Below are 12,717 nucleotides of genomic sequence, written 5' to 3' on the forward strand. Positions count from 1 at the left end.
GGTTTCTATCGACTTCAACCAGTCGCACCCACAATCACCAGATTGTTTGGGTGTTATATGGTCAAGCCTCACGGGCAATTAGTATTGGTTAGCTCAACGCCTCACAGCGCTTACACACCCAACCTATCAACGTCGTAGTCTTCGACGGCCCTTTAGGGGATTCAAGATCCCAGTGAGATCTCATCTTGAGGCGAGTTTCCCGCTTAGATGCTTTCAGCGGTTATCTCTTCCGAACATAGCTACCCGGCGATGCCACTGGCGTGACAACCGGAACACCAGAGGTTCGTCCACTCCGGTCCTCTCGTACTAGGAGCAGCCCCTCTCAAATCTCAAACGTCCACGGCAGATAGGGACCGAACTGTCTCACGACGTTCTAAACCCAGCTCGCGTACCACTTTAAATGGCGAACAGCCATACCCTTGGGACCGGCTTCAGCCCCAGGATGTGATGAGCCGACATCGAGGTGCCAAACACCGCCGTCGATATGAACTCTTGGGCGGTATCAGCCTGTTATCCCCGGAGTACCTTTTATCCGTTGAGCGATGGCCCTTCCATACAGAACCACCGGATCACTAAGACCTACTTTCGTACCTGCTCGACGTGTCTGTCTCGCAGTCAAGCGCGCTTTTGCCTTTATACTCTACGACCGATTTCCGACCGGTCTGAGCGCACCTTCGTACTCCTCCGTTACTCTTTAGGAGGAGACCGCCCCAGTCAAACTGCCCACCATACACTGTCCTCGATCCGGATGACGGACCAGAGTTAGAACCTCAAGCATGCCAGGGTGGTATTTCAAGGATGGCTCCACGAGAACTGGCGTCCTCGCTTCAAAGCCTCCCACCTATCCTACACAAGCAGGCTCAAAGTCCAGTGCAAAGCTACAGTAAAGGTTCACGGGGTCTTTCCGTCTAGCCGCGGATACACTGCATCTTCACAGCGATTTCAATTTCACTGAGTCTCGGGTGGAGACAGCGCCGCCATCGTTACGCCATTCGTGCAGGTCGGAACTTACCCGACAAGGAATTTCGCTACCTTAGGACCGTTATAGTTACGGCCGCCGTTTACCGGGGCTTCGATCAAGAGCTTCGCTTGCGCTAACCCCATCAATTAACCTTCCGGCACCGGGCAGGCGTCACACCCTATACGTCCACTTTCGTGTTTGCAGAGTGCTGTGTTTTTAATAAACAGTCGCAGCGGCCTGGTATCTTCGACCGGCATGAGCTTACGCAGTAAATGCTTCACCCTCACCGGCGCACCTTCTCCCGAAGTTACGGTGCCATTTTGCCTAGTTCCTTCACCCGAGTTCTCTCAAGCGCCTTGGTATTCTCTACCCAACCACCTGTGTCGGTTTGGGGTACGGTTCCTAATTACCTGAAGCTTAGAGGCTTTTCCTGGAAGCATGGCATCAACCACTTCATGTTCTAAAAGAACACTCGTCATCAGCTCTCGGCCTTGAACACCCGGATTTGCCTAAGTGTTCGGCCTACCACCTTAAACTTGGACAACCAACGCCAAGCTGGCCTAGCCTTCTCCGTCCCCCCATCGCAGTAATTAGAAGTACGGGAATATTAACCCGTTTCCCATCGACTACGCATTTCTGCCTCGCCTTAGGAGCCGACTCACCCTGCGTCGATTAACGTTGCGCAGGAACCCTTGGTCTTTCGGCGTGCGAGTTTTTCACTCGCATTGTCGTTACTCATGTCAGCATTCGCACTTCTGATACCTCCAGCAAGCTTCTCAACTCACCTTCACAGGCTTACAGAACGCTCCTCTACCGCTCGTCTTACGACGAACCCGTAGCTTCGGTGTATGGTTTGAGCCCCGTTACATCTTCCGCGCAGGCCGACTCGACTAGTGAGCTATTACGCTTTCTTTAAAGGGTGGCTGCTTCTAAGCCAACCTCCTAGCTGTCTAAGCCTTCCCACATCGTTTCCCACTTAACCATAACTTTGGGACCTTAGCTGACGGTCTGGGTTGTTTCCCTTTTCACGACGGACGTTAGCACCCGCCGTGTGTCTCCCACGCTGACACTTCCAGGTATTCGGAGTTTGCATCGGTTTGGTAAGTCGGGATGACCCCCTAGCCGAAACAGTGCTCTACCCCCTGGAGTGATACGTGAGGCGCTACCTAAATAGCTTTCGAGGAGAACCAGCTATCTCCGAGCTTGATTAGCCTTTCACTCCGATCCACAGGTCATCCGCTAACTTTTCAACGGTAGTCGGTTCGGTCCTCCAGTCAGTGTTACCTAACCTTCAACCTGCCCATGGATAGATCGCCCGGTTTCGGGTCTATACCCAGCGACTAAACGCCCTATTAAGACTCGCTTTCGCTACGCCTCCCCTATTCGGTTAAGCTCGCCACTGAATATAAGTCGCTGACCCATTATACAAAAGGTACGCAGTCACCTAACAAAGTAGGCTCCCACTGCTTGTACGCATACGGTTTCAGGTTCTATTTCACTCCCCTCTCCGGGGTTCTTTTCGCCTTTCCCTCACGGTACTGGTTCACTATCGGTCAGTCAGTAGTATTTAGCCTTGGAGGATGGTCCCCCCATATTCAGACAAAGTTTCTCGTGCTCCGTCCTACTCGATTTCACTTCCTGGACCCTTTCGCGTACGGGGCTATCACCCACTATGGCCGCACTTTCCAGAGCGTTCCGCTAAAATCCAAGAAGCTTAAGGGCTAATCCCCGTTCGCTCGCCACTACTAAGGGAATCTCGGTTGATTTCTATTCCTCAGGGTACTTAGATGTTTCAGTTCCCCTGGTTCGCCTCTTGCACCTATGGATTCAGTACAAGATACCTAGGTTATCCTAGGTGGGTTCCCCCATTCAGAGATCTCCGGATCAAAGTCTGTTTGCCGACTCCCCGAAGCTTATCGCAGGCTACCACGTCTTTCATCGCCTCTGACTGCCAAGGCATCCACCGTATGCGCTTCTTCACTTGACCATATAACCCCAAGCAATCTGCTCGTGATCATAGGGGTGAAGACGACATTCGCCGAAAATTCGCGCTTGAACTCGCAAATTTTACCTTGATTCATTGAGTGCAGTGAAACACTCAACAAGTCACTTCTATCACATACCCGAATTTTTAAAGAACGATTCTGAAGCAAAGTTCAGAATTCAATATCCCACTCGAGATATTCAATTCTGGACTCTTGGTCAGCCTGGAGATGGTGGAGCCAAGGAGGATCGAACTCCTGACCTCCTGCGTGCAAAGCAGGCGCTCTCCCAGCTGAGCTATGGCCCCAATGTCAACCGGTCATACGACCCCGCGACAATTGGTGGGTCTGGGCAGATTCGAACTGCCGACCTCACCCTTATCAGGGGTGCGCTCTAACCAACTGAGCTACAGACCCAATCGCCTTCGCAATTGAATCAAGCAATTCGTGTGGGAACTTATGAAGAAGCTGAAGTCTTCGATTAAGGAGGTGATCCAGCCGCAGGTTCCCCTACGGCTACCTTGTTACGACTTCACCCCAGTCATGAATCACTCCGTGGTAACCGTCCCCCTTGCGGTTAGACTAGCTACTTCTGGAGCAACCCACTCCCATGGTGTGACGGGCGGTGTGTACAAGGCCCGGGAACGTATTCACCGTGACATTCTGATTCACGATTACTAGCGATTCCGACTTCACGCAGTCGAGTTGCAGACTGCGATCCGGACTACGATCGGTTTTATGGGATTAGCTCCACCTCGCGGCTTGGCAACCCTTTGTACCGACCATTGTAGCACGTGTGTAGCCCTGGCCGTAAGGGCCATGATGACTTGACGTCATCCCCACCTTCCTCCGGTTTGTCACCGGCAGTCTCCTTAGAGTGCCCACCATAACGTGCTGGTAACTAAGGACAAGGGTTGCGCTCGTTACGGGACTTAACCCAACATCTCACGACACGAGCTGACGACAGCCATGCAGCACCTGTGTCTGAGTTCCCGAAGGCACCAATCCATCTCTGGAAAGTTCTCAGCATGTCAAGGCCAGGTAAGGTTCTTCGCGTTGCTTCGAATTAAACCACATGCTCCACCGCTTGTGCGGGCCCCCGTCAATTCATTTGAGTTTTAACCTTGCGGCCGTACTCCCCAGGCGGTCGACTTATCGCGTTAGCTGCGCCACTAAGATCTCAAGGATCCCAACGGCTAGTCGACATCGTTTACGGCGTGGACTACCAGGGTATCTAATCCTGTTTGCTCCCCACGCTTTCGCACCTCAGTGTCAGTATCAGTCCAGGTAGTCGCCTTCGCCACTGGTGTTCCTTCCTATATCTACGCATTTCACCGCTACACAGGAAATTCCACTACCCTCTACCGTACTCTAGCTCAGTAGTTTTGGAGGCAGTTCCCAGGTTGAGCCCGGGGATTTCACCTCCAACTTGCTGAACCACCTACGCGCGCTTTACGCCCAGTAATTCCGATTAACGCTTGCACCCTTCGTATTACCGCGGCTGCTGGCACGAAGTTAGCCGGTGCTTATTCTGTTGGTAACGTCAAAACAGCAAGGTATTAACTTACTGCCCTTCCTCCCAACTTAAAGTGCTTTACAATCCGAAGACCTTCTTCACACACGCGGCATGGCTGGATCAGGCTTTCGCCCATTGTCCAATATTCCCCACTGCTGCCTCCCGTAGGAGTCTGGACCGTGTCTCAGTTCCAGTGTGACTGATCATCCTCTCAGACCAGTTACGGATCGTCGCCTTGGTGAGCCTTTACCCCACCAACTAGCTAATCCGACCTAGGCTCATCTGATAGCGTGAGGTCCGAAGATCCCCCACTTTCTCCCGTAGGACGTATGCGGTATTAGCGTCCGTTTCCGAACGTTATCCCCCACTACCAGGCAGATTCCTAGGCATTACTCACCCGTCCGCCGCTCGCCGGCATCCCGAAGGACCCGCTGCCGCTCGACTTGCATGTGTTAGGCCTGCCGCCAGCGTTCAATCTGAGCCATGATCAAACTCTTCAGTTCAATACTGCTTGGGTTTTGAGAAAACCCTAAACTTGGCTCAGCAATCGCAAATAAACTCTTTGAATTCACGAAGAGTTACTTGTGTTGCTGATAATCAGTCGACTACCAGTCTTACCTCACAAGCACCCACACGAATTGCTTGATTCAGTTGTTAAAGAGCGTTTCGATCAAGTCTTTCGTCTCAACCGAGGCCGCGCATTCTACAGCAGCCTTTCTTACTGTCAAGCTGTTTTTCGAAGAATTTCTCTTTCTACTCAACGACTTCTACAGCTGGCTGATTCGACTCATCAAATCAACCTGCAGTACCACCTGGTGGTTACTGCGAGAGCCTTGAAATACAGGGCTCTCACTTAAAGGCAAAACCCCGATATGCGCTGGGCATATCGGGGCCTTGGGATAGAAGCTTGACGATGACCTACTCTCACATGGAGAAGCTCCACACTACCATCGGCGATGCGTCGTTTCACTACTGAGTTCGGGATGGGATCAGGTGGTTCCAACGCTCTATGGTCGTCAAGCAATTCGGTTGGGATCTCGCGGTAAGGCGCGACCCCGAATCAGGTATGTGACAGTCTAGGTATTTGCGGTTCTTGCGAACTTTCGGTTTCTATCGACTTCAACCAGTCGCACCCACAATCACCAGATTGTTTGGGTGTTATATGGTCAAGCCTCACGGGCAATTAGTATTGGTTAGCTCAACGCCTCACAGCGCTTACACACCCAACCTATCAACGTCGTAGTCTTCGACGGCCCTTTAGGGGATTCAAGATCCCAGTGAGATCTCATCTTGAGGCGAGTTTCCCGCTTAGATGCTTTCAGCGGTTATCTCTTCCGAACATAGCTACCCGGCGATGCCACTGGCGTGACAACCGGAACACCAGAGGTTCGTCCACTCCGGTCCTCTCGTACTAGGAGCAGCCCCTCTCAAATCTCAAACGTCCACGGCAGATAGGGACCGAACTGTCTCACGACGTTCTAAACCCAGCTCGCGTACCACTTTAAATGGCGAACAGCCATACCCTTGGGACCGGCTTCAGCCCCAGGATGTGATGAGCCGACATCGAGGTGCCAAACACCGCCGTCGATATGAACTCTTGGGCGGTATCAGCCTGTTATCCCCGGAGTACCTTTTATCCGTTGAGCGATGGCCCTTCCATACAGAACCACCGGATCACTAAGACCTACTTTCGTACCTGCTCGACGTGTCTGTCTCGCAGTCAAGCGCGCTTTTGCCTTTATACTCTACGACCGATTTCCGACCGGTCTGAGCGCACCTTCGTACTCCTCCGTTACTCTTTAGGAGGAGACCGCCCCAGTCAAACTGCCCACCATACACTGTCCTCGATCCGGATGACGGACCAGAGTTAGAACCTCAAGCATGCCAGGGTGGTATTTCAAGGATGGCTCCACGAGAACTGGCGTCCTCGCTTCAAAGCCTCCCACCTATCCTACACAAGCAGGCTCAAAGTCCAGTGCAAAGCTACAGTAAAGGTTCACGGGGTCTTTCCGTCTAGCCGCGGATACACTGCATCTTCACAGCGATTTCAATTTCACTGAGTCTCGGGTGGAGACAGCGCCGCCATCGTTACGCCATTCGTGCAGGTCGGAACTTACCCGACAAGGAATTTCGCTACCTTAGGACCGTTATAGTTACGGCCGCCGTTTACCGGGGCTTCGATCAAGAGCTTCGCTTGCGCTAACCCCATCAATTAACCTTCCGGCACCGGGCAGGCGTCACACCCTATACGTCCACTTTCGTGTTTGCAGAGTGCTGTGTTTTTAATAAACAGTCGCAGCGGCCTGGTATCTTCGACCGGCATGAGCTTACGGAGCAAGTCCTTCACCCTCACCGGCGCACCTTCTCCCGAAGTTACGGTGCCATTTTGCCTAGTTCCTTCACCCGAGTTCTCTCAAGCGCCTTGGTATTCTCTACCCAACCACCTGTGTCGGTTTGGGGTACGGTTCCTAATTACCTGAAGCTTAGAGGCTTTTCCTGGAAGCATGGCATCAACCACTTCACGTTCTAAAAGAACGCTCGTCATCAGCTCTCGGCCTTGAACACCCGGATTTGCCTAAGTGTTCGGCCTACCACCTTAAACTTGGACAACCAACGCCAAGCTGGCCTAGCCTTCTCCGTCCCCCCATCGCAGTAATTAGAAGTACGGGAATATTAACCCGTTTCCCATCGACTACGCATTTCTGCCTCGCCTTAGGAGCCGACTCACCCTGCGTCGATTAACGTTGCGCAGGAACCCTTGGTCTTTCGGCGTGCGAGTTTTTCACTCGCATTGTCGTTACTCATGTCAGCATTCGCACTTCTGATACCTCCAGCAAGCTTCTCAACTCACCTTCACAGGCTTACAGAACGCTCCTCTACCGCTCGTCTTACGACGAACCCGTAGCTTCGGTGTATGGTTTGAGCCCCGTTACATCTTCCGCGCAGGCCGACTCGACTAGTGAGCTATTACGCTTTCTTTAAAGGGTGGCTGCTTCTAAGCCAACCTCCTAGCTGTCTAAGCCTTCCCACATCGTTTCCCACTTAACCATAACTTTGGGACCTTAGCTGACGGTCTGGGTTGTTTCCCTTTTCACGACGGACGTTAGCACCCGCCGTGTGTCTCCCACGCTGACACTTCCAGGTATTCGGAGTTTGCATCGGTTTGGTAAGTCGGGATGACCCCCTAGCCGAAACAGTGCTCTACCCCCTGGAGTGATACGTGAGGCGCTACCTAAATAGCTTTCGAGGAGAACCAGCTATCTCCGAGCTTGATTAGCCTTTCACTCCGATCCACAGGTCATCCGCTAACTTTTCAACGGTAGTCGGTTCGGTCCTCCAGTCAGTGTTACCTAACCTTCAACCTGCCCATGGATAGATCGCCCGGTTTCGGGTCTATACCCAGCGACTAAACGCCCTATTAAGACTCGCTTTCGCTACGCCTCCCCTATTCGGTTAAGCTCGCCACTGAATATAAGTCGCTGACCCATTATACAAAAGGTACGCAGTCACCTAACAAAGTAGGCTCCCACTGCTTGTACGCATACGGTTTCAGGTTCTATTTCACTCCCCTCTCCGGGGTTCTTTTCGCCTTTCCCTCACGGTACTGGTTCACTATCGGTCAGTCAGTAGTATTTAGCCTTGGAGGATGGTCCCCCCATATTCAGACAAAGTTTCTCGTGCTCCGTCCTACTCGATTTCACTTCCTGGACCCTTTCGCGTACGGGGCTATCACCCACTATGGCCGCACTTTCCAGAGCGTTCCGCTAAAATCCAAGAAGCTTAAGGGCTAATCCCCGTTCGCTCGCCACTACTAAGGGAATCTCGGTTGATTTCTATTCCTCAGGGTACTTAGATGTTTCAGTTCCCCTGGTTCGCCTCTTGCACCTATGGATTCAGTACAAGATACCTAGGTTATCCTAGGTGGGTTCCCCCATTCAGAGATCTCCGGATCAAAGTCTGTTTGCCGACTCCCCGAAGCTTATCGCAGGCTACCACGTCTTTCATCGCCTCTGACTGCCAAGGCATCCACCGTATGCGCTTCTTCACTTGACCATATAACCCCAAGCAATCTGCTCGTGATCATAGGGGTGAAGACGACATTCGCCGAAAATTCGCGCTTGAACTCGCAAATTTTACCTTGATTCATTGAGTGCAGTGAAACACTCAACAAGTCACTTCTATCACATACCCGAATTTTTAAAGAACGATTCTGAAGCAAAGTTCAGAATTCAATATCCCACTCGAGATATTCAATTCTGGACTCTTGGTCAGCCTGGAGATGGTGGAGCCAAGGAGGATCGAACTCCTGACCTCCTGCGTGCAAAGCAGGCGCTCTCCCAGCTGAGCTATGGCCCCAATGTCAACCGGTCATACGACCCCGCGACAATTGGTGGGTCTGGGCAGATTCGAACTGCCGACCTCACCCTTATCAGGGGTGCGCTCTAACCAACTGAGCTACAGACCCAATCGCCTTCGCAATTGAATCAAGCAATTCGTGTGGGAACTTATGAAGAAGCTGAAGTCTTCGATTAAGGAGGTGATCCAGCCGCAGGTTCCCCTACGGCTACCTTGTTACGACTTCACCCCAGTCATGAATCACTCCGTGGTAACCGTCCCCCTTGCGGTTAGACTAGCTACTTCTGGAGCAACCCACTCCCATGGTGTGACGGGCGGTGTGTACAAGGCCCGGGAACGTATTCACCGTGACATTCTGATTCACGATTACTAGCGATTCCGACTTCACGCAGTCGAGTTGCAGACTGCGATCCGGACTACGATCGGTTTTATGGGATTAGCTCCACCTCGCGGCTTGGCAACCCTTTGTACCGACCATTGTAGCACGTGTGTAGCCCTGGCCGTAAGGGCCATGATGACTTGACGTCATCCCCACCTTCCTCCGGTTTGTCACCGGCAGTCTCCTTAGAGTGCCCACCATAACGTGCTGGTAACTAAGGACAAGGGTTGCGCTCGTTACGGGACTTAACCCAACATCTCACGACACGAGCTGACGACAGCCATGCAGCACCTGTGTCTGAGTTCCCGAAGGCACCAATCCATCTCTGGAAAGTTCTCAGCATGTCAAGGCCAGGTAAGGTTCTTCGCGTTGCTTCGAATTAAACCACATGCTCCACCGCTTGTGCGGGCCCCCGTCAATTCATTTGAGTTTTAACCTTGCGGCCGTACTCCCCAGGCGGTCGACTTATCGCGTTAGCTGCGCCACTAAGATCTCAAGGATCCCAACGGCTAGTCGACATCGTTTACGGCGTGGACTACCAGGGTATCTAATCCTGTTTGCTCCCCACGCTTTCGCACCTCAGTGTCAGTATCAGTCCAGGTAGTCGCCTTCGCCACTGGTGTTCCTTCCTATATCTACGCATTTCACCGCTACACAGGAAATTCCACTACCCTCTACCGTACTCTAGCTCAGTAGTTTTGGAGGCAGTTCCCAGGTTGAGCCCGGGGATTTCACCTCCAACTTGCTGAACCACCTACGCGCGCTTTACGCCCAGTAATTCCGATTAACGCTTGCACCCTTCGTATTACCGCGGCTGCTGGCACGAAGTTAGCCGGTGCTTATTCTGTTGGTAACGTCAAAACAGCAAGGTATTAACTTACTGCCCTTCCTCCCAACTTAAAGTGCTTTACAATCCGAAGACCTTCTTCACACACGCGGCATGGCTGGATCAGGCTTTCGCCCATTGTCCAATATTCCCCACTGCTGCCTCCCGTAGGAGTCTGGACCGTGTCTCAGTTCCAGTGTGACTGATCATCCTCTCAGACCAGTTACGGATCGTCGCCTTGGTGAGCCTTTACCCCACCAACTAGCTAATCCGACCTAGGCTCATCTGATAGCGTGAGGTCCGAAGATCCCCCACTTTCTCCCGTAGGACGTATGCGGTATTAGCGTCCGTTTCCGAACGTTATCCCCCACTACCAGGCAGATTCCTAGGCATTACTCACCCGTCCGCCGCTCGCCGGCATCCCGAAGGACCCGCTGCCGCTCGACTTGCATGTGTTAGGCCTGCCGCCAGCGTTCAATCTGAGCCATGATCAAACTCTTCAGTTCAATACTGCTTGGGTTTTGAGAAAACCCTAAACTTGGCTCAGCAATCGCAAATAAACTCTTTGAATTCACGAAGAGTTACTTGTGTTGCTGATAATCAGTCGACTACCAGTCTTACCTCACAAGCACCCACACGAATTGCTTGATTCAGTTGTTAAAGAGCGTTTCGATCAAGTCTTTCGTCTCAACCGAGGCCGCGCATTCTACAGCAGCCTTTCTTGCTGTCAAGCTGTTTTTCGAAGAATTTCTCTTTCTACTCAACCGCTTGCGCTTTCGATCCGATCACTCCTCTCGTCAGCGGGAGGCGCATTCTACAGCGTTCAAACTCGCTGTCAACGCCTCTGTGATCTTCTTCGTTCGCCCTTTCGGAAGTCCGAAGCGGCCAGCTCTACCACCGCTCGCCGATCACCCCTTCCCGCTATTTCAGCTTAGCTAAGTGCTTGATTTTCAAGCTCTTTCGCTGCTTCGTCGCTGGAAGAGGTGCGCATTATAGGCGCGCAGAATCTGCCGTCAACACTTATTTGAAACTATCTTCGAATCTCGCCTGAATGCAGCTGTAACCCTGGGCAACAGGCGCACTACAGGTGGGGCGCGCAGCAACATAAGCAGCGCACCCGCCATGGCGTAGCCGGCCCATTCGGCCATGTCCGCCCTTATCACCCAGAGCATGTGCAACAGGGCGATACCCAGAATTGCGTACACCAACCTGTGCAGGCGCTTCCAGCGTTTGCCGAGGCGGCGAATGCTGAAGTGGTTCGACGTGATCGCCAGCGCCAGCAACCCGACGAAGCCCAGCGCCCCAACAAAGATGTAGGGACGCTTACCGAGGTCGATCAGGAATTGCTGCATGTCCAGACCGAGCAGAAACACTGCATAGCCAGTGATATGCATGACCACATAAGTAAAAGCCCAAAGCCCCAACTGTCGCCGGACCGCTATCCACCCTCCCCAGCCAGTGAGCTTCTGCAACGGCGTCATGGCCAGGGTGATGAGCAATAACCAGAGCGCTGCCAGCCCCAGGCGGTCGACCAGCACCTTACCCGGGTCCGGCCCGAGGGCGAATATCCAGGCCTGGTACAGCCACAGGATTACCGGAACCGGCGCCGCCAGGAATACGCAAAGTCTCCAGAACCAGAATCGCATCAGTAGTTCTTCCTCAGATCCAGCCCGGTATACAGGCTGGCCACTTCGTCATAGCCGTTGAACATGCGCGTCGGCACGATGTTCGGACTGAATAGCCCGCTGGGCAGTCGGCGCTCGTGAGCCTGACTCCAGCGTGGGTGGTCCACCTCTGGATTGACGTTCGAATAGAAGCCGTATTCCTCAGCGGCGATGCTTTGCCAGGTAGTCGCCGGCTGCTCGCTGACCAGGCTGATCCGCACGATGGACTTGATGCTCTTGAAGCCATACTTCCACGGCACCACCAGGCGCAGCGGCGCCCCATTCTGGTTGGGCAGGATGCGACCGTACATGCCCACCGCGAGAATGGTCAGGGGGTGCATGGCTTCGTCCAGCCGCAGCCCTTCTATATAGGGCCAGTCGATCAGGGAAAAACCAGAGCGCACCCCGGTCATCTCTTCCGGCGCAAGGCGGGTCTCGAAGCTGACGTACTTGGCCTTGCTGGTTGGCTCGACCCGCTTGAGCAGGTCCGCCAGGGGAAAACCCACCCAGGGAATGACCATGGACCAGGCCTCGACGCAGCGCAATCGGTAGATGCGCTCTTCCAGGCCATGAGGTTTCACGAGGTCCTCTATCGAGTAGGTACCCGGCTTGCCCACCTCCCCCTCTATACGCACCGTCCAGGGTTCGATCTGCAACTGCCCGGCATTACGTGCCGGGTCCCCTTTGTTGGTCCCGAACTCGTAGAAGTTGTTGTAATGCGTTGCATCCTGGAAGGGCGTGACCGCTTCGTTCCCCGGCGTAACGGCTTGCCAACGAGTGCCTGCGAGCTTCTCGTCGAACCAGGCTGGCGACTTGGCAGCCTCGACATCGGGATAGGCCGAGGGATCCTGGGCATGACCGGGCAATGCCGCCATGGCAGCAAGACCACCAGCTGCGGCGAGCAATCGGCGACGGGAGAGGTAGATCGACTCGGGGGTGACTTCGTGCTCACGGCACGCGGAAGAAGGGGGGATCTGGATCAGCATGGCGGCTCCGCAACTCGGGCGAGGATGCCCAGTAGACTGCGGAGCCG

The 12,717-nt window shown here is 53.5% G+C and carries 2 protein-coding genes, 4 tRNA genes and 5 rRNA genes; all 11 read right to left on the reverse strand.

What is annotated here, in order from left to right; genetic code table 11:
* Positions 1–57: 57 nt before the first annotated feature.
* A 23S ribosomal RNA gene (locus PCA10_RS24160) occupies positions 58–2,948 on the reverse strand.
* 227 nt (positions 2,949–3,175) lie between these two features.
* Positions 3,176–3,251: transfer RNA gene (locus PCA10_RS24165), tRNA-Ala, on the reverse strand.
* A gap of 32 nt (positions 3,252–3,283) precedes the next feature.
* A tRNA-Ile gene (locus tag PCA10_RS24170) sits at positions 3,284–3,360 on the reverse strand.
* A 65-nt stretch (positions 3,361–3,425) separates the two neighbouring features.
* Positions 3,426–4,962 (reverse strand): 16S ribosomal RNA (locus PCA10_RS24175).
* Positions 4,963–5,364: 402 nt separating this feature from the next.
* Positions 5,365–5,480: ribosomal RNA gene (gene rrf, locus PCA10_RS24180) — 5S ribosomal RNA — on the reverse strand.
* Between the two features lie 141 nt (positions 5,481–5,621).
* A 23S ribosomal RNA gene (locus tag PCA10_RS24185) occupies positions 5,622–8,512 on the reverse strand.
* Positions 8,513–8,739: 227 nt separating this feature from the next.
* A tRNA-Ala gene (locus PCA10_RS24190) sits at positions 8,740–8,815 on the reverse strand.
* Positions 8,816–8,847: 32 nt separating this feature from the next.
* Positions 8,848–8,924 (reverse strand) — tRNA-Ile (locus PCA10_RS24195).
* Positions 8,925–8,989: 65 nt separating this feature from the next.
* Positions 8,990–10,526, reverse strand: a 16S ribosomal RNA gene (locus PCA10_RS24200).
* The 16S, 23S and 5S rRNA genes sit together here with 4 tRNA genes alongside, the layout of an rRNA operon.
* A gap of 507 nt (positions 10,527–11,033) precedes the next feature.
* Positions 11,034–11,666, reverse strand: a complete 633-nt coding sequence (gene msrQ / locus PCA10_RS24205) for a protein-methionine-sulfoxide reductase heme-binding subunit MsrQ (RefSeq protein ID WP_016494718.1) — start codon at positions 11,664–11,666, stop codon at positions 11,034–11,036.
* The gene (msrP, locus tag PCA10_RS24210; RefSeq protein ID WP_016494719.1) at positions 11,666–12,670 is read right to left on the reverse strand and encodes a protein-methionine-sulfoxide reductase catalytic subunit MsrP; all 1,005 of its coding nucleotides are present in this window, start codon (positions 12,668–12,670) and stop codon (positions 11,666–11,668) included. The genes msrQ and msrP overlap by 1 nt, the downstream gene beginning before the upstream one ends.
* Positions 12,671–12,717 lie beyond the last annotated feature (47 nt).

The sequence above is a fragment of the Pseudomonas resinovorans NBRC 106553 genome, assembly GCF_000412695.1.
Lineage (GTDB): Bacteria > Pseudomonadota > Gammaproteobacteria > Pseudomonadales > Pseudomonadaceae > Metapseudomonas > Metapseudomonas resinovorans_A.